Source organism: Pseudaminobacter soli (ex Zhang et al. 2022) (genome assembly GCF_014595955.1).
GTDB classification, from domain to species: Bacteria; Pseudomonadota; Alphaproteobacteria; order Rhizobiales; family Rhizobiaceae; genus Kumtagia; species Kumtagia pseudosoli.
On sequence record NZ_JABVCF010000027.1, the window covers coordinates 1 to 22,154 of the forward strand.

Here is a 22,154-nt window from a genome sequence, read left to right on the forward strand (position 1 = left end):
GGCGCTCACCGTCGCCCTACAATAAGGGGGTCAAAATTGGACGCCGATCAGGGGTCAGTTTTGCGCGCCGATTGACACGCGGAGCGACGGCAACAACTTCAGAACGCCGCCAAGCGGGCGTTCGCTGATCTACAATGGGCCCGCTAAATGAAGAAGTTGATGCCACACCATCGGCGGCAATTCCGCCTCGAAGAGCCAACGGGATGGACCGGGCCGGATCGCTTTCGGGACCAATGAGACTGGTGAGGGGGCCCCCCGTCCCGATCGAGTTCCTCGTCCTCAAGAAGCCAGTTGACCCGCTGCTGCTCTAGTACCCGGAGAAAGAAGTTCACGGGATACTCTCGATGCTGGCCGTTCGCCTGGTAATGCCGCTCCCCATTCGGTCTGGTCGCACGCGCCCAATTGACTTTGCCGATATTACGCACGCAACTTCCCCCAGTGTTGGATCTGAGGTGCAGCCCGGATGCGAATTTCAGCCTAAGGTCCCCGCAACGAGTACCCGCGGACGACTGGTACGTCGAAGGGCACGCACATCAGCTTCGGAGCCGGCTTCGAGGCGAGTGCTTGTCGGGTAAGCGCCTCCTCGTCTATCAACCTGAGTCCTGCCCCGGCGAACATTCTCAGTTGATCCAGTTGCTTGTACACTGGCGACGGCATAAGCAGTTCGGCCCCGTCGGCTCGCAAGAATTCGGCGGTCGAGAGGTTCTCCTCATCGCGAAAAGCCATCGCCCACTCAAACGCTGGCGAGGTAAAGTGGCAGGTTCCGCCCGGCTTGAGGATCCGCGATACCTCCTGCCAAAAGGCCGGCGAATTGTAGGGGTCGCCTAGCGAAGAAACGAGGACGTCGACGGAACCGGCGGGCAGTCCGGTAGTCGTCGCATCCGCCACCACTAAGCTGGCCCCAAGCTGTTCCCACTCTGCCGAATAGGCGAGCATCGACGGGGAACTGTCCAAAAGCGTAACATCTCGGAGGTCTCCTCCTGCAGCCTTCCAAAATGGCGCTAGGAGCGATTGGCCGGCACCGACCTCGACGAGCGACCTAGCTCCTCCTGAAGCCTGTGCAATCCGCGGGGCGAGGTAGGCGGCACTCAGCTCTCGCAGGCTCGCGCAGGTCGGATGGCGCAGCGGATCGTAATATTCACTCGCGATCTCGTCGTAGCTCGCAAGCCTCGGAGGGGAGAGCTTTGGGATAGCGTTCACTTGCCGACATCCTTCAGATCGAGATTTGGCCCTGCGGCCCGTAGGGGTGTCATCGCTCGCTCAACGGCTTCTGCCAAGGCTATAACAGAAGGCCGTGTCTCCAACTCGCGCGCGAACGCTTGAGCGCGTTTATCCTCGCCGAAAGTGTTCTCCTTGGAGGAATCGAGATAGAGAATGCCGCTTTCGGTTCCGCCGGCTCTGAGAACGATGCTTAGGCAGGAATGCTTGTTCTGTAGGACACCGTGCGTTTCGCTGTGGGTCATGCCCCAGTGTTCTATCAGCGCCTCTTCCGATTCGACCTTGCCGAACGCATTTCCCGTGCCGTGTGACTTTCCCGAGCGCCAGCTTCGGCCGATGATCCCATATCGTTGCGAAAACCTGCGATGCGCGCCTCCGCCTTTGGGGTAGTAGTCAACCAACTGGTATAGGAACTCTTTGAAGACGATGTCTCTCACGTGGAGCGTCGCCCGGATGTCGGATCGGCTTAGCCTTGACGCGAAAATTACATCTTCTACGACAGAGGCGAGCAGGCGGTCGAGATTCTGCACTTCCGCCATCCGCTCATATTCCACCCGTGCATCTTCGATCAGCTCGCGGAACGACTTGCGGAGTTCCTTTCGGACCGCATCTGCGGCTTCGACGCTGATTTCCATTTCGATGCCGCCGGCCTTGATAGAACGCACCATCTTGAACCCCGCGCCGCAGAAGCGACGCAAGCGATCGATGGTAAGTGCGAGGATAACCGCAAGCAGTAGGCCGACCGGCCACGCAATCTTCCCGACCAAGGTGGCCCACCAAGGCTCCTTGTCAGACAGTTCGGCCGAATTCAGGTTCCGGTCGGCGACAGTATCGACCCCGTCGGCGCGGGACGAGGTCTTCCAAGTCGAATCAGGTTCGGGTGTCGCGCCAGGCGATGGTGCCGGGTTTGCTGAAGCGGTCGGCGGATTTGCTGCGGCAGGCGATAAGTCGTATCGCACAGGCGCATCGGCGAGCGCATCGACCACTTCAGTACCGGAAGAGTCCTGTTTATTAGAAACAGGCGGGGGTGACGCGTCGGGCGAGGATGCCGGGGTCGGCGAAGCCTCTGACGGGTTTGTCCCAGCGGGCGCTGTCGTGTATCGCACGGGCGCAACATGCGTGAATAGCAGGACGAGCGCGGCGCTGATGGTGGACGAAATCCCCGCCGAGACCATCACAACTTTGATCCACCGGTTCACCAGATGGTTGCTCCCAAATCCTCGCGAGATGGTCCGCGCTCCGCCGTTCTAGCTCAAGACTTGGAAGCCCATCCAATCCGATGGGCATCGAGGCAATCGAACCCGGATCGGCTTCCCTCCATCACCACTCGTCTTCCAAACAGTCCCGGACGTCGCAGTCCGTCGAGATCTAGTGTGTGGACACGACCGACGTCGAGCTTGAGGAGCGCTCTCCGAGACTTGGCGAACAATTACCCACAAGCTTCTGATGACCGCCCATCGCTATCGTGTGCAGTGACTATCGAGAATTGTGTACCCATTCATCATTAGTCGCGTCGAGTGGACTAGGCGTTGGCCGGAACCCGGGCCGGGAAGCCCGCTCGGCGCAGAACGTCTGCGATATGGCTCGTGAGTCCGACTTGGCCGATAACTCGGACACCGCCGTCTGCGGGCAGAGTCTTAAGAAGAGCCCGGAGCTTTTCGAGCCCCTCCTCGATCGGAAAGTCCGTCCAGCATTCGGCTTCCCCGGGTACAATCTCGGTACGGCTCGAATTCGTAGCGCCGAGATGCAACTGTACGATCCATGCGCGCTCTCCATCATGGACCCACTCGAAGCGGACCGACCCGAAGCGGTCTTCCAGAAGCGAAAAGGTATCGCGCACGTCTGCGAGAACGGCAGCGGGAAGCTCCTCTGCATTTCGGCTGCCGAGCATAAAGAGATCGCCTTCACCAGCGAGCCCTTCGATGGCGAGGTTGCCGTTGGCCTGTACGATCGCGGCGCCAGAGTAGCGTGCAGGCACGCCGTCTTGCCGTAGCGTGGATGCGAGGAGATCTCCGGATGGATCCTCCTTTCCGAGCAGAGCATAGGGGTCGGTCCAGCCCTTTACAGTGGTGTAGAGCCCAGGATGAGGTTTGAACGGGCAGGTCCGCGTCCACACCTCCGCTGAACCCGTTGGTCTGCCAAACCAGAACGGAGCGACCCGGCGAGGGATCACGAGCGTTCGCGGGACGGGGAGCCCTGCGAGATGCGCCATGAGAAGGCCGTATGCTTTGTCGCCGATATGGCGACTGAACCGGTTTGGCCACTGCTGCGCGGAGGCGGTGTCGCCTGGAACGCCCTCTTCCTGTTCCCAGAGCAAAGTATGCGTCGAACGCCAACCCTGCTGGATAGGATGGATCGAGAACTCGGTCCGCAGCCCGACCCGCGAAACAAGTTCAGGTCGGAAGCCGTAGACAAGGGTCAGCAGATCCACTCCGACTTCGAAGGGGAGCGAAGCCACGCCGGGCTTCTCTACGCACCGAGGCGTATCGTCGGGGGCGAACTCGATCATCCCACTTTGGACGACGCCCGAAACGCCTCCGTCAGAGACGTCGATCGTTTCATTTACGAGGAGATGCAGTCCCTGGCTTGCGAGGCGTTTCGTGGCTGCGACAGCATCATCAACTGAGCGCAGACCGTAGACGAACTCGCGGCTTCGAGGATCGTGCGGCGCATAACTACGCACGTTGACCATGCCGCTCCTGCTCAGCATGAGCAGCGCTCCGACTGCGTACGCCGCAGACGCGAAGGTCGCATTGGGTTCATGGCCGCGGATGCGGCTGTAGGTCTGCTTCAGGCCGTTTGCCGAAGGGCGCAGAGCTACGAATTGCGCTACATTCCCGTGTTCTGCGAGACGATCGAGCACTTCGTCTTTTTGGAGGTCCATTTTCTTCATTCCTTCCAGTCAGCGCTTAACCGACTGACGCCCTGCAGTCCCGCCTAGGATGGATTCAGGCGCGATTGCTAACACGTTCCGAATCTAAGTTTGGACCGCTTATAGGTTCCGATTGGACCCGGCCGGAAGATGGGTGAACGAGAGATTTGCGCGAACAAGCCGCCCCGCAACCCTGTGCTGACCCGATGCGGCTGGCAAGCGCTTCGCCCTTCCATCCACTAGGGATGATCGTCATCACTCGCATGGGGCGCCCTCCAGATCTCGCCCAGGATGTCCTCGTTTCGTACTGTGTGCACGGCTAGCACGAAGTCGGCGACATCAGACACGGAGTGGTCGACCACCAGTTCCACGACATTGTTCTGAAGCTGTCGGGTTTTGGCGCGTTGGGCGAAGGGAAAATCTGCGATGCGCCGGAACGTCTCAAGCCCTCGTGCGACGGGATTGAAAAGTGTGGAACCGCTATTGATCGGACTCAGCCAGATATTGTTGCGATGCTTCGCCACCAGTTTCGCACTGTCGAGGGTGAGGACGGTTTGCGGCACGTCACGATAGGCCTCGGCCCGCAGCAGCGTCCAAATCCGGCTCTTCGACAGCCAGAAGAATGTCCTTGAGTTGAGCAACTCGTACCACTGCTGCGGGGCGAGGCCGTCCTGGAGGCATTTGGAGAGCGCCGAATCCCGCATCGGCTTCTGGTCGCGCAGGACGGCGACCGGCAGACCATCCGCTTGCAGCGGAACGGAATGTGGCCGACGGGATGATCCGAGTTCATGGCGGCGCACACCTGTCACGCCGTACGCGTCGAGCAGGGCAGTAGCGCTCATCAGCCCGTGCTTGCGAATGGCGTCCCAGGCCCCTTCGTGGGCCATGTGATATAGACGGGGATAGTTCTGTATCAGTTCTTCTTCGGTCAATTCAGAAAACCTCGTTCGAGCACGCCATTTGACGCGAACGCCTTGGAGATGAGAGTCACCGGGGTGCCGGCCACTCGTTCCAGCCGCGTGATGAAGTCGCGAGCCCGATCATTTAACTCGTCAAAGCTGTTGGCCTGTTGATTCTCGATGCCGAGATAGTCTGCGAACGTGACCGCAATATCGGTCGCGCCGTTCAGCTCTGCGGAGCGCCTGATTTGTGCCCAGTCGAACTCGGCCACTCGCCGCTCAACGCCGGAGATTGTTCCCTTCTCGGTCTTGCGAAACTGCTCGATTGGTATCCCGGATCGATCTGCCAACTCCTCCATCGTGATGTTCCGCCCCATCCAGCCGGACGGACCTCCTACGCGGATAGGGTAGGTGCGGACAACCATGATGATCTTGCGTACGCGATTGGGTGAGATGCCTGCGTCGGAGAGGCAGCCGGCGGCTGATGTCTCGCGGGATGTAACACTTGGCCAGAAGCCATGATGCAGGCTGAGGAGGGTGCCCTGAGTCCCTTCCAAGAGAACGGGGGTGCCGGCGGCGAAATGCTTATCGAGCTCCGCGCGGACGTCACGAACATAGTCGCTGAGTTGATCGATGTCCCTGGCTAGCCGCGCGGGAGAGCCGAACATCGGGGAATTGCCGCGATTCGTGATCTTGCGGGCGGACGCGGCGCCAACACCCTGCTTCGTCGACGAGATCGATTGCAGCGCGCCCGACTCGAGCCGTCTGTCCTCATCATCGATGACCATCGCCTGCGGATCGATAGAGAGGCGCGATGGGCTGAGGCCCTGATCCATGATCTCGCGAAGCAACTGAGGCAACCATAAGGTCGAGCCGGCTCCGATCAGGATCTTCGCGTCCTTATTGGAACCTGTTCCCGATGGAAGCTGTACATACTTGTACTCCGGCTCTTTCACGAGATGGCCCGCGTTCGGGCCTCCGATGCGCATCAGTACCCCATAGTGCTTAGCCAAATGTGCGCAGACGTTGCCCTTTCCCTCGCTGCCGTATTGGCCGCCGATGATGACGTCCACAAGTTGTTGGCGTTTGCGAAAACCTTTACCCTCGAACCAGTCCATCGCCGTCGCGGCGAGCGTCTCGGGCGCGACGTAGTCGGTATCCAGCGTCAGATCCGAGATTTGGAGGAGGGCGCCCACCGAAGCTTCGGTTTGGTTCTCCCTTACCTCGGCATAGGTGGCGAACTCTTTCAGCTGTGGATCCCGTCTCAGATACCGGCGCTCAAGCTCCTCGTCGGCCGCGTGGAGGTGAATGTGAAACACCTTGCTAGGCCAGCGGGAGCGGACTGCACCGATCTGCGCCGGAATTTTAGCAGAGTCGAGTAGGAGCACGGCGTTTGCTGCCAGTCCTGGGAGTTCCGCCTCGATGGCATCGGCGACCCATTCGCCGTTCGTCTCGACGTCAAGCTGGTCTCCCGCGGCCTGCAATTCGCGGCGGTTGTCCGAAGTACCTTTCTTCTGCTGAATAAACCTTCGCGTCGACACTCGCGTGGCGCCCACGAGTGCAATCAACGCATTTCCGAACGAAGTCTTTCCCACCGCAACTGGGCCGGACAGCACAATTAGAAGACGCATACCCTCCCCCCGAATCGATAAAGCATCCTCCGATGAAACCGTAACCATATCAGTGGTGGTACGTATAGGCGTTAGAACATCGATGTTGCCGGAATTATTTTGAGCTCAATCGCAAGCGTCCCATCTGCCATGCGCCAAGTCCGAAGTTGTCGCGGACGCCAATTTCGTGCAACGGGAGCTGAATGAAAGATATGTCCCAGATGCCCGTCGCCGTGAAGATCTCTGTTGGTCCGACCATTACTCTAGCGAGCGGCCACGTCTTCGACTTCCTGGATCCGCACAGCAGCCGCTTTGAGATTGAGGACATTGCTCACGGTCTCGCTCATGTGTGCCGATACGCCGGTCAATGCCGCGATTTCTATTCGGTCGCCGAGCACAGCATTCTCGTGAGTGAGGTCGTCGAGGACTACCAGTTCGAAGCTCTGATGCACGATGCAGCGGAAGCTTTCCTCGGAGACGTCACGCGTCCGCTCAAGCAACTGCTGCCTGATTTCAAGCGTATCGAGGCGGATGTCGAGGACGCCATTTTCGAGCGGTTCGGACTGAACCGCGACTTCAAAGAGGTGATCAAGGATGCGGACTTGCGTGTGCTGGCCGCCGAGCAAGCTCAGGTTATGGCACCAGGAACTGCGGACTGGGCCGCTGAAGCCGGGATAGTCCCCGCAGAAATTTATGTCAGGTATCTCACGCCACGTGAGGCGAAGGCACGCTTTCTAGAACGGTTTAGGGAGCTCTCCAAAAATGGAACTGCCTGACGGCGGGAGCGCCTGGTCGGGGACGAAGACGCGGTGTCATGGCGACCAGTTTCATGCCAAGGGCGCATTGAGCTCAGGCCATCGATGGTGAACCCTCCGAGGTTCTACGGCGAAGCAAGCGCGGCGAACGCAGCCTGCCTCACCAGTCACACCGATTGACACTCAGGCGGATCGCTATCGCCACCGCTTTGCAACCGGTTGCAAATTGATCCTAGGCTGACTCTTTGAGTAGGCGATAAACGCTGGCCCTTCCAATCCCGAGCGAGCGCGCGATTTCCGTTCCGCCCAATCCCTTTGCGGCGAGCTCACGCACCTTGGCCGGGTTTATGGAGGCCGGCCGTCCCTTGTAGACCCCTTCCTCCTTGGCTTTGGCTATTCCCTCTAGCTGCCGCTCGCGCCGGATGGCCGTCTCGAACTCGGCAAAGACGCCTAGCATCTGGAGAAAGGCGCGCCCTGCAGCCGAACTCGTATCGATCGGCTGTTCCGTCGCGCGGAGCGAGACGCCTTTCTCCTCTAGGGTCCGCACGATATTCGCCAAGTCCGCAATAGAGCGGGCCAGGCGATCCTCACGAAGCGGCTTGGACACTGCAGAATCATCAATGTCAGACGCGCGAAAAAGCTGGCCGAGCTGGTCGCCGTCTAGGAGCCTATATTCAGCCCCGGAAGCACCAAACCGTCATATCTCACCTCTGCCATCCACCGGGCCAACGTCGCGGGACGCGTGCCCTGCCCATAGCGTTCCTCGACACCGCCGGACCTTGCCCAACCGCCCAGGGCGCGTGTCGCGTCAATCGGCACCCCTGCCTCACGAAGCGCGTCCCTGAAGCCGTGTCTGAAGCAATGGAAGCTCACGCCCCGTTCGGTGATCTTCAGCACGGTCTTTTGGAGATAGCTGAAACGCTTCTGGAAAATGGTGGAGCGGTCCTTCTGTGTCTCGCCCTCGATATCGGGGAACAGGCGGGAGACGCCATCTTCTCGCGATTTTGCAACCCGTTGCAGCAGCCCGAGCCGGATCAATTCGGGATGGATAGGCACGACGCGTTCGCTGCCCGGCGTCTTCAGTGAACGGTCTTCCGTCCTTCGTAGGATGAAGCATTCAACGCCATCGCGCACGCCAATGTCATCGACCGTCAGGCTGACAATCTCGCCCAGCCGCATACCGGAAAAGATCGCGATTAGAGGCACCCAGTACCGGGCCGGCTTACGTCCCTTAGACCAGTCGGGCAGGGCGGTGACGATCTTGTTCAACTCTTCGATGCTGAAAGGACGGCGCGACACTTCGGCCGGGCCACGGGCAGGGGCCATCCGGGTTGCCGGATTGTGCTGTATCAAGCCCTTGCGGATGCCCCAATTGAAGAAGCTGGACAACGCATGCGTGTGCACCCGGACGCCACCTTGCGACAGCACCTTGTCGCCGCGTTCTGCCGCCAACGTCGCTATCGCCCGCAACGTCTCGCACTTCTTGTAGGGCTTTAGCTTCGGGAAGTTCACCGGCAGGCCGGCAAGGACCTCTTGCACTTCGGCGCATTCGGCGCGCGTGATGGAAGGGAAAGGCCGGTCAGCCCCTATGATTTCCTTCATTGCACGGAAGGGCACTTTGTATTTGTCGCCAGCCTTCACGCCGAGTTGCGCCCGTGTCGGGTCCGACTCAAAACGCATGATCGCCTCGCCCAGCGTCGTGCCATGAGCGGAGGCCGGCGGCGGCGACACAGAATGAACGCCCGCGAAAAGCGGATCATGCGACAAGTCGCCATGATGCCCGTCCATCCGGTCCAGCATTCGCCGCAAGCGCTCTATGTCGGCGCGGCGAAGCATCTCGATCAACCGCAAAAGCTCCGGGGACGCGGTGAACGGCTCCGGCTTGGGCGGAAGCTTCCCCCTCTCGGGCTTGGCCGGGAGCGGGATATTCAGCTTGTGCTTGTGGATAAGCGAACGGGCTTGGTCGACAAGGGCAGCTTCCGCTGAAGGGTCCCTGACCTCTAAACCGCCGATTTCATGATGAAGGCCTTCGCGGGTCTCGCCATCATCAATTGCAACGGGTTGCACCGACTGCTCTGCTTTCCAGAATTCGCCTAGCACGGCGCGACGAAGGTCAGCTTCGGACACCTTGTCAGCGGGGGTGATTTTCCCGCCGCGCTGCAGCGCCTCGCGCTGTTGCTCCCACTGGATATCCAGCCGGACTGAGGCAAGCCGGGCTTCCTTCGCGGCTTCCTTGTAATTTGAAGTGCCGAGCGCAATCCACACTTCGCGCCGGCCAAGCGCTTCGACTAAATCAGTCGGCACACGTCGCCTGAGGCTGTACGTGCTGCCCCGGCGCATCAAGCCCGTGACTTTTTCCACCTGCTTCACCCCGCTAGTGTAGCGTTCCTGTGTAGCAGGTCAATCAATCAGGAAGTTGATTTTGCTGTTCTTTTCGACTTTTCAGGCTCTTAGAGAGAGCTTGGTGCCCCCGGCAGGGATCGAACCCGCGACCTTCGGTTTACAAAACCGCTGCTCTACCAGCTGAGCTACAAGGGCACAGCGCTTCCGGTACTCATATATGTGCGCGTCGTAAAGCGAAAAACTTGCTGTTTCGCTACTCCGTCGCAGGCGAACCGGCCTGCCGGCCGCAAGCCGGCCTTTAAGACCGCCTGCCCAAGGCCGATATGATCGTGTGGAGCTTACGCGCTTCGGGAGGTTGCGGATGATCCGGTTCGTCGTCATCGCGCTCGGGCTGGCCCTGCTTGCGCTGCTGTTGCTGAAGCTTGTCAGTGCACTCAGGCGCGCCGAACTGGATTGGGGCGGTATCCTCTTCGCCTGCGCTTTCGTCGCGCTCGCCTTCTTCCTGCGGCATGCGACCGGGATGGGCTGAATTCCGCCGGTTTGATCCGGAATGACGAAGCGGAAGGACCGCTACGGCGCTTGGCGGCTTTTGTCCAAGGCACGCGCTGTGGAGCCCCCAAGCCAAAAAACAACTGCGAGACGGCCCAAAGTGCCGCTATATGGCAGACAGCGCTGCTAGACTGCGCGTCCGTTGAGGCAGGGAAAGGTAAGAATCCTGGCGCGACTGTTCGTTATCGTCGGTGGACTGGTGGTTCTGGTGCTGACTGCGGCGTTGATCGCGCCGCATTTCATCGACTGGACCAACTACCGCGCCGACTTCGAGCGTGAGGCGAGCGCGATTCTCGGCCGCAAGGTCACGGTAGAGGGGAGGGCGGACGCCCGGCTGCTGCCGTTCCCCTCGATCACCTTCTCCGACGTCACGGTGGGCGGCGGCACCGGCGAGCCGGCGATGACCATCGAAAACTTCTCGATGGACGCCGAACTGGCGCCGTTCCTGCGCGGCGAGTTCCTGATCTTCGACATGCGCATCGAGCGGCCGCGGGCGATTGTTGCGGTCGCGGCCAATGGCACCGTCGACTGGGCGGCTCGCCCCTCCACGCCGGTTCCGGCGTCACGGATCGCCCTGGAGAAGGTGACCATCACGGACGGCAGGGTCGAACTCCGACACGGGCCCTCTGGCCGCACCCATATCGTCTCCGAGATTGATGCGAAATTGGCCGCGAAGTCGCTGACCGGACCATGGCGCCTCGAGGGCTCGATGAGCTTCGATGGCGCAAAGACCGCGGTGACGGCATCCACCGGCGCCGTGGACGAACAGGGACGAATTCGCCTTCGCGTCAGGGCTGCGCCGGCGGCGCACGCCCTCGCCGTCGATGCCGACGGGCAGGTCGAGTTGCGCCAGCAGGGACTGGTCTATGCCGGCGCCTTCCATCTCTTGGAGACGAAACCGGAGGATGGCCCGGGCAAGAAGCCGGCCGGCCAAAAAAATGTGCCGGGCTACCGCGTGAACGGCCAGTTCTCGCTCGATAGCCACAAGCTCGATGTCAGCGCATTCCGATTCGAGACCGGACCGACCGACGAGCCTTACACGGCCGACGGCAGCGCCAACCTGGACTTCGGCGCGCAGCAACGCTTCGCGATCACCGCAAGCGGCGCGCAGGTCAAGTTCGACGAGGCGCTTGGGGCGGAGGAGGGGACCAGCCTGCGCCTGGAGGAGCGGATCGCCGCCTTCGAGCGCGCGGTTCTCGATCTACCGCGTCCGACCATCCCCGGCTCAATAACGGTGAATCTTCCGGCGATCGTGGCCGGCGACACCACGGTCCGGGACGTCCGCCTATCAGCCGAGCCGGCGGCGGAAGGCTGGTCGATAAGATCGTTCGCCGCGACGCTGCCAGGGCGCACGACGCTCGAGGCCAAGGGACTGCTCCTCACGGGCGACAAGTTCGGCTTCAACGGCTCGCTGCTCCTTGCGGTTGCGCAGCCATCAGGGTTCGCGGCCTGGGTCGCGAAGGACATAGACGATGCGATCCGCCGGCTTCCGGCCGCGGGCTTCAGCGCCAAGGTCGAGATGAGCGAGCAACGTCAGCTGTTCAGCGATCTCGAGCTTGTTCTTGGGAACGCAAAATTCCGCGGCGAGATCGACAGCCGCCAGCCTGCCGATGCGCGGCCATCGACAAGCGTGAAGCTGGATGGCGACGCGATGGACGTGGATGGGCTGTCGGCGTTTGCCTCGCTCTTCGTCAGCGATGCCGGAAAGAACAGGTTCGCCGACACTGATCTCGACCTTTCCGTGAAGGCCGGCCCGGTGAATGTCGCCGGCCTGACCGCAGAGACGCTCGATACGGCGGTCAGGCTGCGCGAGGGTCGCCTCGACATCGATCGCCTGTCGATCGGCGGGCTGGCAGGGGCGTCGATCAGCGCGACGGGGGTCATAAAGGACCTTGCCGGCAATCCGACGGGCGACCTCGACGCATCGGTGGTCGCTGCCGATCTTGCCCCGCTCGTGGACGTGCTGGCGCAAAACCTTCCGGGAAATCCTGTCGTGCGCGAGGTGAAGCGACGCGTCGCTGCCCATCCGGGCTTGCTGAGCGATGCTCGGCTGGATGTGATCGCCAGTGCTGCCGAGAACAAGGACGGCACCTCCGGCGTGGCGATCAGCCTCCAGGGCAATGCCGGCGGTTCCGCGCTGTCAGCCAGCCTGTGGGGCAATGGCAGCGTCGCGAAAATCGCTGAGGCCGAACTGTCGATTTTAGTCTCAGCGCGCAATGAGGACGCTGCAGTGCTGCTCGCCGCGGCTGGACTTCCCACCCTGCCGGTGGCCAGTCTTGGCGCAGGTGAACTGACGCTGAGCGCTCGAGGGGTTCCCGCGACCGAATTGAAAACGGACCTGGAACTGAAGGGCGACCAATTCCTCGCTTCCTTCCAGGGTGCCACGCACCTGGCGGCAAAGGGCCTTTCCGGAAAGGGGAAGATCCAGCTCGAGGCCGCGGATATCGAGCCCTGGCTAATCACCGCCGGCCTAGCGCTTCCGGGAATAGGCCTGGGTACGGCGGTCGAATTCTCGGCACAGGCGGACATGGACGGCGGGATGGCCGTGCTTTCCGACATCAACGCGGTTGTGAACGAGGTGGCAATCGGGGGCGACCTCAATGCCGAGATCAAGGACGGAATTCCCAATCTCGACGGCGCCCTGGCGCTGGACGAGCTCTCGCTGGATCCTTTCGTCGCCATGGTGGTCGGAGAGTCTGCGCTCTCTGGCGACAATGGTCGGTGGGCGTCCAAGCCCTTCAGCGAGCGCACGATGCTGCCGTTCACGGCCTCGATTGACATATCTGCGGCAACGCTCTCGGCCGGGTCGCGGACCGTCGGGGACGCCACGATGTCGCTGGCCGTCGGAGAAGAGGGGCTGCGCATCGCTGGTCTTGCCGGCACCTATCGGGGCGGCAAGCTCAAGGGCGGCTTCGAGCTCAAGAACAATTCCGGCACAGCCTTGCTCTCCGGCCAATTGCAGCTAACAGGCGCCGATCTTTCCCCCGTTCACGGCACGGGCAGGCTCGCCGGCCGGGCAAGCGGCTCCGCCACTTTCTCGGGCAGCGGCAAGTCGGTCGAGGCCATCGTTGCAGGACTTTCGGGATCGGGCACGGCATCCATTCGTGACCTGCGCATCGACGGCATTAACGAGAAGGCGTTCGGAGACATCCTGGCCCGCGCCGACGCCGTCGGCCGCGACATCAACACGAAAAAGACGGCGGCCTTTGCACCGGAGATCGCAGGTCAGGGCTCGATGTCCGCCGGTGATGTGGACTTCGCTTTCACCCTGGCGAACGGCGTCCTGCGCGCGCCTCCAGTGACCCTCAAGAACCCGCGGGCCGAGACGACGGCCGAGCTACGGGCCGACCTCAATACCGGCGAGTTCCTGGCCGACGGGACGATCACCTACGCGGCGGGAGAGGAGGCGCTGGCCGGGTCGGAGCCCGCGCTGCGTTTCGCGGCGTCGGGCCAGTTCGGCGCTACTACGATCGAATTCGACAGCGAGCCGCTGGCGCAGTTCCTCACGCAGCGGGCACTCGAGCGCGAGCAGGCCCGAGTGGACGCCATGCAAGCCCTGCTCCTTGAGCGCCAGAGGCTGCGCCGGGAGGTGCGCTACTACGCCGGTCTCAAGGCCGAGCGCGACCGTGTCGCCGCGGAGGAACTGCGCAAGGCGGAGGAAGAGGCCCGCCGCCAGGAAGAGGAGGCCAGGCAAAAGGCTGCTGAGGAAGCAAGGCTGAGAGCCGAAGAGGAAGAGCAGCAGCGCTTGCAGGCGGAAGAGGCCCGGAGCGACGAGGAGGCCGCTCAACAGGAGGCGGAAGCGGCGCGGCGTGCGGAGAAGGCGGCCCGTCAGGCCGAAGAGAAGCGGAAGACGGAGGCCGCAGCGCGCGCCGAGCGAAAGCGCGCCGCCGATGCCGCCCGGCGCGCCGAAGAGGAAAGGAGAGCGGCTGAAGCCGCGGCCCAGGCGGATGGGCGCCCCGCCCAACCGGACCAGTTGCCTGGCGTGAACAGCAATTCACTGTCCGAGCCGGACTTCGATGTTCCTCCGCCCAGGCTGGCTCCGCCAGGGATCCAGGATCTGTTCAATTTGGGAACTGGCGGGTAGCAGCGGGGGCGCGCATTGCCGCGTGGCGGATCAGTGACCATCCTCCTGGCCCATCCGCAGCCGCTTCACCTGCTCCAGCACATAGATGCGGATCGCCGAAGAGAGATTGGCCTCACGCGGACGGGTCGCGTCGATCTCGGCGATCAGCGCGGCGAGGGGAATGGCGCGCGCCGATGCGAGCGCAGCCAGTTCTTCGTAAAATGGCTGTTCGAGGGAATAGCTCGTTCGGTGGCCGCGAATAGTGACCGAGCGCTTGCGCACAAGGCTCATTTCTCGGCGTCGTCGCCACCCCGGCGGTGCGCGTCCAGATGATGGCGAAGCGTCTCGGTCGCCTGGCGGTCCCGCTTCTTTTCGGCCCCCGTGCGGCCGAATTTTGAGCGGTTCTCGTCGGCGGTCCTAGCGGCCTCCTCGCGCGCCTTGCTCTTGCGGGCGGCGCGCAGGTTGACGAGGTCTCCCATCGCAGTTCGGCGAACTACTTCTTGCGGAAGGCATCCAAGGAAACGACGTCGGCCCCCTTGGTGTCTTCCTGTTCGGCAGCCGGTTCGGGCTTGGACGTCTTGCCCTTCTTGTCGCTTTTCTCCGCCACCTTGGCCACGGGAGCCGGGGGCGTGGCTTTGCGCGCCGGAGCCGGGAGCGGATGGTCCGGAACGTTGGCGGCCGGCACCTCGGCCCTGACGTCGAATTCCAGTTCGAAGTTCACCGACGGGTCATAGAAGCCGCGTACTGCGGCGAAGGGGATCTCGAGCTTTTCGGGAACGTCGGAGAACGAGAGGCCGATCTCGAAGCCGGTCTCGGTGACCTTGAGGTCCCAGTACTGGTATTGGATGACGATCGTCATCTGCTCGGGATAGCGCTCCTTCAGCCGAGTCGAGATCCGCACGCCCGGCGCGTTGGTGAGGAAGGTGATGAAGAAATGATGGTTTCCGGGCAGGCCGGTGCGCGCGACCTCCGCCAATACCTTGCGCATCACGCCACGCAGGGCTTCCTGCGCCAGGATATCGTAGCGGATGTGGTCTTCGGCCATACTATCGGGTCCGGGTGAATCAACGGCCCTAGCTCTAATGAAGCTTCAAGCCGCCGTAAACGGAATATAGGGTCGGTCTGCCGTCTGCCAGCGCTCGCCCCGCCGCTTTTCGTCAGGCTCATGCCAGCAAGAAAAAGCGCGAAGGCAAGCAAGGCTGCAGGGGAAGTGGAGGCTTCTGTTGCCAGGTGCCTCCGGACCCCGCCTGTAGGTGCTAACCCACAGGGCTTGATTCGAGACTATCGCGCCGCATTAAGCAGCGAGACGTGCCTCAGCATAGTTGTCGTTGGCAACTATAATTTTAGCCCGATAACGGCGGTACAATGCCGGGCAAAAGAACGATCTTTACACCTTCGTCGATCCTGTTTCGCCCCCATCAGAAGCCGTCCCTCGCGGCGGCTTTTGGTGGAGGCGCCGGGTACCGCCCCCGGGTCCGAACGGCTTATTCCATCGCCTGTTTATCGCCATAGCCGGACGAGCCGGCAGGGGCGAATATAGGAAGGCGCGCCCGAAATTGGAAGCCCATGACGGCATTTCCCCGGCAATGTCCCCGGACTGATGTTGCATTGCATAGGATTGACTCGGGAGCAGATCTCAGCCGAAGCTCCGCAGTGGCGAGGAGAGCGCTGCCTATCGCACAGGTTGCAGCGACACCTCCGCCTTATCAACATGGCTCGATGGCTCTGAGGAGGGAAATCCGATGAGTGACTATCTGGCAGATGTGAAGAAGTACGACCCCGAGGCCGATGCTGCCGTGGTCGACAGGATCGTGAAGCATCTGGGCATTGCCCTGCGCAACCGCGATTCCTCGCAGGTTTCGGCGAGCGACAAGAAGGAACTCGAGCGAGTGCGAGACAACTGGGCGGTCAAGAAGCTTGGCGCCGATGCCGCTGCAGGCGAAGCCGCCGTCGCAGGGGCAGCCAAGACGATGGCCGCGGACCGCACCAAGCACCGCGTCACCTTTTACTATCTGGTTGCGAAGGAACTCGGAAAGCTCAAGACCATCTAGGCTCGAAGCGATAAAGGGCGAAGCGCGGTCCCGGCGGGGGACAGCGGGGAAAGCTGTTGTCTTTTTCCTGCACCATGTGTTTGGCCGGGCACATGTCGGCTATGATCGTACGCATTCCGAACCGAGAACCGAACCGATGCGGCAATACCTCGACCTTCTCGATCACGTCCTGACCAACGGGACAGATCGCCCGGATCGCACCGGGACGGGCACGCGCGGCGTATTCGGCTATCAGATGCGCTTCGATCTCGCCGAGGGCTTCCCTCTGCTGACGACCAAGAAGCTGCACCTGAAGTCGATCATTCACGAGCTTCTGTGGTTTCTCGCCGGCGACACGAACATCAGATATCTCAACGACCATGGCGTCACCATCTGGGACGAATGGGCGGACGAGAACGGCGACCTCGGCCCCGTTTACGGCAAGCAATGGCGCTCCTGGCCGGCGCGCGACGGCGGCGAGATAGACCAGATCGCAAATCTTCTCAGCCAGTTGCGCAAGAATCCTTATTCGCGGCGCCTGATCGTTTCGGCCTGGAACCCGGAAGAGGTGGACCGAATGGCCCTGCCGCCCTGCCACTGCCTGTTCCAGTTCTACGTCGCCGACGGAAAGCTGTCGTGCCAGCTATACCAGCGCTCGGCCGACATCTTCCTCGGCGTGCCGTTCAACATCGCCTCCTATGCGCTGCTGACGATGATGGTGGCGCAAGTCACCGGGTTCAAGCCTGGCGACTTCATCCATACGCTCGGCGACGCGCACCTCTACTTCAACCATTTCGAGCAGGCGCGCGAGCAGCTCAAGCGCACGCCAAAACCGCTGCCCACAATGCGTCTCAACCCTGCCGTCACCGACCTGTTCGCGTTCCGGTACGAGGATTTCACGCTCGAGAATTACGTCGCGGATGCGACCATCCGGGCGCCGATAGCGGTCTGAACTATGCGCATCGTACTCCTTGCAGCAGTCGCTGAGAACGGCGTGATCGGCCGCGACGGCGACCTTCCCTGGCGGCTCTCCACCGACCTCAAGCGCTTTAAGGCCAACACAATGGGCAAGCCGATCGTGATGGGCCGCAAGACCTGGGAGAGTTTCCCGAAAAGGCCGCTACCCGGCCGCCTGAACATCGTCATCACGAGGAACGCTGGCTATCGCGCCGACGGTGCTGAAGTGGTGGGCTCCCTGGACGATGCGCTGACGCTGGCCCGCGTCAGGTCGCGCTGCGATGGCGCGGAAGAGATCTGCATTGTCGGAGGTGGGGAGATCTACCGGCAGGCCATGACTCTGGCCGACTGTCTGAAGATCACCCATGTGCTGACCGAGGTAGAGGGCGATACTTCATTTCCTGCCATCGACGCAGAGCTTTGGCGCGAAGTATCATCTGAGCCACTGGACGCAGGTGAGAAGGACAGCCATTCAACACGTTATGCGGTCTACGAGCGGCGTCGCCATGCGTGAGGCCTGCGACTCTTCGTTCAATAAGGAGGGATTTTTTATCCCAATCGGTTGCGACCGAAGGCGCCCGCGTTGAAAGGACGTAGCCGTAACCCTATACAAGGGCAAACGACTTCATACGATCCCGCCGCCCGGCGACCTGGCGGACGCACGAAAGGATTTCGATGCCCTGGAAGAATCAGAGCGGCGGTGGCGGCCCGTGGGGCGGTGGCGGCAACGGCGGTGGCGGCCCGTGGGGGCAGGGGCCGCGTGGTCCGGGCGGGCCGCAGGGCTCTCCTCCCGATCTCGAGGACATCATCCGCCGCGGCCAGGACCGGCTGAAGAACGTCCTTCCCGGCGGCGGCGCGCCGAATTCCGCGATGTTCATCGTCGTCGGGATCGTGCTCGTCGCATTCTGGCTCTTCCAAGCCATCTATACCGTCCAGCCTGATGAACTCGCGGTCGAACTCCGCTTCGGAAAACCCAAGGCTGAACTGTCGGAGCCCGGGCTGCATTTCCATTGGTGGCCAATCGAGACGGTCGAAAAGGCAAACACCGCCGAGAAACTCATCAACATCGGTGAAGGCCGCGGCAATACTTCCACCGGCCTGATGCTGTCGGGCGACCAGAACATCGTCGACGTGAAATTCTCGGTCGCCTACCAGGTCGCCGACCCCAAATCCTATCTGTTCCATGTTGCCGATCCAGATTCGATGGTGCGCCAGGTTGCCGAGAGCGCCATGCGCGAGGCGGTCGGCCGCCGCCCGGCCCAGGACGTGTTCCGCGATGACCGCCAAGGCATTGCCGATGCGGTGCGCAACATCATCCAGGCCACGCTCGACGACTACAGTGCCGGTCTCACGGTGAATGCCATCTCGATCGAGGACGCGGCGCCGCCGCGCGAGGTCGCGGATGCCTTCGACGAGGTGCAGCGCGCCGAGCAGGACGAAGACCGCTTCGTCGAGGAGGCCAACCAGTACTCGAACCAGCAACTCGGCCGCGCACGCGGCGAGGCGGCGCAGATCCGTGAAGAGGCGGCTGCCTACAAGAACCGTGTCGTCCAGGAAGCGCAGGGTGAGTCGCAGCGCTTCATCTCTGTCTATGAGGAATATGCAAAGGCGCCGGACGTGACGCGCAAGCGCCTCTATCTCGAAACCATGGAGAAGGTGCTCCAAGGCGTGAACAAGGTCATCGTCGAACCCGGTAACAGCTCCGGAGTGGTTCCCTATCTTCCGTTGCCCGAACTGCAGAAGCGCGCGACCACGGGAGGCACGAACTGATGTCGAATAGATTGGCAGCTATCGGCGTCGCCGCCCTCGTCGTCCTCTTCCTGATCTACTCCTCCGTCTTCGTCGTCAACGAGCGCGAGCAGGCGATCGTGCTGCGGTTTGGCCAGATCGTGGACGTAAAGGCCGAGCCCGGAATCTACTTTAAGGCGCCGTTCGGCTTCGCGGGGGCCGACAATGTCCAGATCATCGATGACCGGGTCCTGCGCTTCGATCTCGACGACATCCGCGTCCAGGTCTCCGGCGGCAAGTTCTACGAAGTTGACGCCTTCGTGGCCTACAGGATCGCCAACCCGCGTGTCTTCCGTGCGGCGGTTTCGGGCAGCGTGCCCTTGGCCGAACAGCGGCTACGCACCCGTCTGGATGCGGCGCTCCGCCGGGTCTACGGCCTTCGCGGCTTCGAGGCGGCTCTTTCCGAGGAGCGCGCGTCGATGATGCGGGAGGTGCGCGACCAACTCCGGCCGGACGCCACTTCGCTCGGCCTGCAGATCGAGGACGTGCGCATCCGCCGCACCGATCTGACCGCCGAGGTCTCGCAGCAGACCTACGACCGCATGAAGGCGGAGCGTCTCGCCGAGGCCGAGCGGCTGCGCGCCCGCGGCCGCGAGGCGGCGCAGCGCATCCGCGCACGCGTCGATCGTGAAGTCGTCGAGACGGTCGCGGAAGCGCGCCGCGAATCGGAGATCCTTCGCGGTGAGGGCGATGCTGAGCGAAGCGCGGCGTTCGCGGCCGCCTTCCAGCGCGATCCGGGTTTCTTCGAGTTCTACCGCTCGATGGGCGCCTACAATACCGGTCTCAACACCTCCGGGACCACCATGGTGCTTTCGCCGGAATCCGAGTTCTTCCGCTACTTCAACAGTGCGCAGGGCACGGCTGGCGCATCGACGACGGCAGCCCCTCCCGGGCCGGGACCTGCACCCGCTCCGGCCGCGCCGGCGGGCAGCGCGAATTCTGAAACCGGAGCGGTTCAGCCGGGCCAGAACCCGGGAACGGGCGCCGTGCAGCCCGGTGCGAACTCTGCGACGACGGGGGCTGTCCAGTAGCCTTCTGTCAAAGTCTCGCTGATGCACGACTTTTTGGCCGCCATGGGCTTGGTCCTCGTCTTCGAGGGCCTGGTCTATGGCGGCTTTCCGTCTTTGGCACGTCGCTTGGCCGCGGAAGTTCTCGCGATGCCGGAGAATTGGTTGCGGGTTGCCGGGCTGGTCTCGATAGCCGCCGGCTTAGCAATCGTCTGGGCTGTGCGCGGGTAACGCAACTTTGTGTCTCTTGCCGATATGCAAGGCCGCAAACACGCCCTATTTGTTCTCCACCGTGCGTCGGACCCGTCCGGCGGTCCCGGAACTTGCGATCTTGCGCTCCCGGTGCAACCATCTTGTTCTCTCGCTCAGCTAGTTCGACTGCATGCGGATCGTCTGGAGGGTCGGTGCGGGTACTGACAAACTGACGGGCTGCTCATGGTCACGCCAATTCTGGAGAAGAGTTTCATGAACGCTACGAGCGTCCGTTCGGCCCAGCGCGGGCGGATTGGCAGAACGACCCGCCTGCTTCTCGCATGCGTCCTTGCCGTGCCATCGTTTTCGCCGATGGCGTTCGCGCAGCAGCAGCCCCTGTCCACCGCGCCGGCCGCTCCCGCTCCGGTTCAGCCCTCCACGCATGGCCCGGCCTCGGTGGCCGATCTGGCCGAGAAACTGCTTGGCGCAGTGGTCAACATCTCGACTTCCCAGAACGTGAAGGGCACGGAAGCGCCGAATACGGTCCCCATGCCGCAACTGCCTGAGGGCTCTCCGTTCCAGGACTTCTTCGAAGACTTCTTCAAGAACCGTGATGGGGACGACCAGGGCGGCTCGCAGAAGGTCCAGTCCCTAGGCTCGGGCTTCGTCGTGGACGCTGACGAGGGCATCCTCGTTACCAATAATCACGTGATCGCCGATGCCGATGAGATCGAAGTAAATTTCCCCGACGGCTCCAAGCTGAAGGCCCAACTGGTCGGCACCGATACGAAGACGGACATTGCGGTCCTCAAGGTAGATCCGAAGCTGAAAAAGCTCACTGCGGTCAAGTTCGGCGATTCCAACAAGATGCGCATCGGCGACTGGGTGATGGCGATCGGCAATCCGTTCGGTCTGGGCGGCTCGGTGACCGTCGGCATCATCTCGGCCCGCAACCGCGACATCAACGCCGGGCCGTATGACGATTTCATCCAGACCGACGCCGCCATCAACCGCGGCAACTCCGGCGGTCCGCTGTTCAACATGGACGGCGAGGTCATCGGCATCAATACGGCGATTATTTCGCCGTCCGGAGGTTCGATCGGCATCGGCTTCTCTATTCCTGCCGAACTCGCCGTGGGCGTGGTCGATCAGCTCCGCCATTATGGCGAGACTCGCCGCGGCTGGCTGGGCGTGCGCATCCAGCCCGTCACCCCGGAAGTCGCCGAGAGCCTAGGCATGAAGACTGCCAAGGGCGCACTCGTGGCCGGTGTGATCAAGGGTGGACCCGTCGACAATGGCTCGATCCAGCCCGGTGACGTCATCATTAAGTTCGACGGAAAGGACGTCCACGAGATGCGCGACCTGCCGCGCGTGGTCGCCGAAAGCTCGGTCGGCAAGGCGGTGGACGTAATCCTCATCCGCAAGGGCGCCGAGCAGACGGTGAAAGTCACCCTCGGCCGGCTTGAGGATGGCGAGAAGCTCGCCTCGGCGCCGACCGAAGAGGTCAAGCAGGAGCAGGCGATACCTTCCACGGCGACCGTGCTCGGCATGAAGGTCGGGGAACTCGACGAAGAAATTCGCAAGACCTTCGAGATCCCCCCGGACGTTTCAGGAGTCGTGGTGACGGAGGTCGATCCGAAGTCGATCGCTGCCGAGCGGGGCATCCTGGCGGGAGAGGTGATCACGGAAATCGCCCAGGAGACGGTATCTTCTCCGAAGGACGTCACCGATCGCATCGCCGCGCTGAAGAAGCAGGGACGCAAGAACGCGCTGCTCATGATGGCGTCCAAGTCGGGCGAACTGCGCTTCGTCACCTTGCGGATGGATTGAGGTGGGAAGGGCCGGCAAGTCGTTGAGCTTGGCGGGCGCAA

At 62.3% G+C, this 22,154-nt stretch carries 20 protein-coding genes, 1 tRNA gene, 1 other RNA gene and 1 pseudogene; 10 read left to right on the forward strand and 13 right to left on the reverse strand.

Translation table 11 applies throughout. From position 1 onward, the window contains the following. Nucleotides 1-477: 477 nt before the first annotated feature. From HUI96_RS28120 to HUI96_RS28140, 6 genes are all read right to left on the reverse strand, one after another. Nucleotides 478-1,200 carry a methyltransferase domain-containing protein gene (locus tag HUI96_RS28120; protein ID WP_188258015.1) on the reverse strand — a complete coding sequence of 241 codons (723 nt, stop codon included), beginning with the start codon at nt 1,198-1,200 and terminating at the stop codon, nt 478-480. Continuing rightward, complete coding sequence (locus tag HUI96_RS28125) at nt 1,197-2,417, reverse strand: hypothetical protein (RefSeq protein WP_188258016.1); 1,221 nt, start codon at nt 2,415-2,417, stop codon at nt 1,197-1,199. Before HUI96_RS28125 ends, HUI96_RS28120 begins: the two co-directional genes overlap by 4 nt. Nucleotides 2,418-2,470: 53 nt before the next feature. Continuing rightward, nucleotides 2,471-2,647, reverse strand: a complete 177-nt coding sequence (locus HUI96_RS30405) for a hypothetical protein (RefSeq protein ID WP_425299318.1) — start codon at nt 2,645-2,647, stop codon at nt 2,471-2,473. 93 nt (nt 2,648-2,740) lie between these two features. Beyond that, a complete protein-coding gene (locus HUI96_RS28130; protein WP_188258017.1) occupies nt 2,741-4,102 on the reverse strand; it encodes a hypothetical protein in 1,362 nt (453 codons plus the stop codon). A 227-nt stretch (nt 4,103-4,329) separates the two neighbouring features. Further along, on the reverse strand, nt 4,330-5,022 hold the full coding sequence (locus tag HUI96_RS28135; protein WP_188258018.1) for a DUF7002 family protein: 693 nt from the start codon (nt 5,020-5,022) through the stop codon (nt 4,330-4,332). Continuing rightward, nucleotides 5,019-6,620, reverse strand: coding sequence for an adenylosuccinate synthetase (locus tag HUI96_RS28140; RefSeq protein WP_188258019.1), 1,602 nt, complete (start codon nt 6,618-6,620; stop codon nt 5,019-5,021). Before HUI96_RS28140 ends, HUI96_RS28135 begins: the two co-directional genes overlap by 4 nt. A gap of 182 nt (nt 6,621-6,802) precedes the next feature. Between HUI96_RS28140 and HUI96_RS28145 the strand changes: the two genes are divergently transcribed. Then, nucleotides 6,803-7,375 carry a hypothetical protein gene (locus HUI96_RS28145; protein ID WP_237684445.1) on the forward strand — a complete coding sequence of 191 codons (573 nt, stop codon included), beginning with the start codon at nt 6,803-6,805 and terminating at the stop codon, nt 7,373-7,375. A 211-nt stretch (nt 7,376-7,586) separates the two neighbouring features. On the opposite strand, the pseudogene HUI96_RS28150 reads toward HUI96_RS28145, so the two are convergent. The 3 genes and pseudogenes from HUI96_RS28150 to HUI96_RS28160 all read right to left on the reverse strand — a co-directional run. Then, nucleotides 7,587-7,946, reverse strand: a pseudogene (locus HUI96_RS28150) (recombinase family protein); the annotation flags it as partial. Between the two features lie 68 nt (nt 7,947-8,014). Then, nucleotides 8,015-9,715, reverse strand: a complete 1,701-nt coding sequence (locus HUI96_RS30170; RefSeq protein ID WP_188258020.1) for a DUF6538 domain-containing protein — start codon at nt 9,713-9,715, stop codon at nt 8,015-8,017. A 101-nt stretch (nt 9,716-9,816) separates the two neighbouring features. Continuing rightward, nucleotides 9,817-9,892: transfer RNA gene (locus HUI96_RS28160), tRNA-Thr, on the reverse strand. A gap of 166 nt (nt 9,893-10,058) precedes the next feature. On the opposite strand from HUI96_RS28160, the gene HUI96_RS28165 reads away from it, so the two are divergent. Both HUI96_RS28165 and HUI96_RS28170 read left to right on the forward strand, forming a co-directional pair. Beyond that, complete coding sequence (locus HUI96_RS28165) at nt 10,059-10,226, forward strand: hypothetical protein (RefSeq protein WP_188258021.1); 168 nt, start codon at nt 10,059-10,061, stop codon at nt 10,224-10,226. Nucleotides 10,227-10,388: 162 nt separating this feature from the next. Next, nucleotides 10,389-14,330: an AsmA family protein gene (locus HUI96_RS28170; protein WP_188258022.1), complete on the forward strand. Its 3,942-nt coding sequence runs from the start codon at nt 10,389-10,391 to the stop codon at nt 14,328-14,330. Between the two features lie 30 nt (nt 14,331-14,360). Here the strand turns inward: HUI96_RS28170 and HUI96_RS28175 are convergent, their stop codons facing one another. The 4 genes from HUI96_RS28175 to ssrA form a co-directional block, all read right to left on the reverse strand. Then, nucleotides 14,361-14,600 (reverse strand): ribbon-helix-helix domain-containing protein, encoded by a 240-nt coding sequence (locus HUI96_RS28175; protein ID WP_188258023.1) that lies wholly within the window; start codon nt 14,598-14,600, stop codon nt 14,361-14,363. Continuing rightward, nucleotides 14,597-14,788 (reverse strand): DUF4169 family protein, encoded by a 192-nt coding sequence (locus HUI96_RS28180; protein WP_188258024.1) that lies wholly within the window; start codon nt 14,786-14,788, stop codon nt 14,597-14,599. Before HUI96_RS28180 ends, HUI96_RS28175 begins: the two co-directional genes overlap by 4 nt. 14 nt (nt 14,789-14,802) lie before the next feature. Continuing rightward, a complete protein-coding gene (locus tag HUI96_RS28185) occupies nt 14,803-15,354 on the reverse strand; it encodes an SspB family protein (RefSeq protein ID WP_188258025.1) in 552 nt (183 codons plus the stop codon). 164 nt (nt 15,355-15,518) lie between these two features. Continuing rightward, nucleotides 15,519-15,875, reverse strand: a transfer-messenger RNA (tmRNA) gene (gene ssrA / locus HUI96_RS28190). A 176-nt stretch (nt 15,876-16,051) separates the two neighbouring features. Here ssrA and HUI96_RS28195 point away from each other — a divergent pair. The 7 genes from HUI96_RS28195 (at nt 16,052) to HUI96_RS28225 (ending at nt 22,113) form a co-directional block, all read left to right on the forward strand. After that, the gene (locus HUI96_RS28195) at nt 16,052-16,360 is read left to right on the forward strand and encodes a DUF2853 family protein (RefSeq protein WP_188258026.1); all 309 of its coding nucleotides are present in this window, start codon (nt 16,052-16,054) and stop codon (nt 16,358-16,360) included. Nucleotides 16,361-16,496: 136 nt separating this feature from the next. Next, on the forward strand, nt 16,497-17,291 hold the full coding sequence (locus tag HUI96_RS28200) for a thymidylate synthase (RefSeq protein WP_188258027.1): 795 nt from the start codon (nt 16,497-16,499) through the stop codon (nt 17,289-17,291). A 3-nt stretch (nt 17,292-17,294) separates the two neighbouring features. Further along, complete coding sequence (locus HUI96_RS28205; protein WP_188258028.1) at nt 17,295-17,810, forward strand: dihydrofolate reductase; 516 nt, start codon at nt 17,295-17,297, stop codon at nt 17,808-17,810. 161 nt (nt 17,811-17,971) lie between these two features. After that, on the forward strand, nt 17,972-19,066 hold the full coding sequence (gene hflK, locus HUI96_RS28210) for an FtsH protease activity modulator HflK (RefSeq protein ID WP_188258029.1): 1,095 nt from the start codon (nt 17,972-17,974) through the stop codon (nt 19,064-19,066). After that, nucleotides 19,066-20,115: a protease modulator HflC gene (gene hflC / locus HUI96_RS28215; protein WP_188258030.1), complete on the forward strand. Its 1,050-nt coding sequence runs from the start codon at nt 19,066-19,068 to the stop codon at nt 20,113-20,115. Before hflK ends, hflC begins: the two co-directional genes overlap by 1 nt. A 21-nt stretch (nt 20,116-20,136) precedes the next feature. Next, entirely contained in the window at nt 20,137-20,322 is a 186-nt protein-coding gene (locus HUI96_RS28220) for a DUF2065 domain-containing protein (RefSeq protein WP_188258031.1), read from the forward strand. A gap of 234 nt (nt 20,323-20,556) precedes the next feature. Continuing rightward, nucleotides 20,557-22,113 (forward strand): DegQ family serine endoprotease, encoded by a 1,557-nt coding sequence (locus HUI96_RS28225; RefSeq protein WP_237684446.1) that lies wholly within the window; start codon nt 20,557-20,559, stop codon nt 22,111-22,113. Nucleotides 22,114-22,154: the final 41 nt, after the last annotated feature.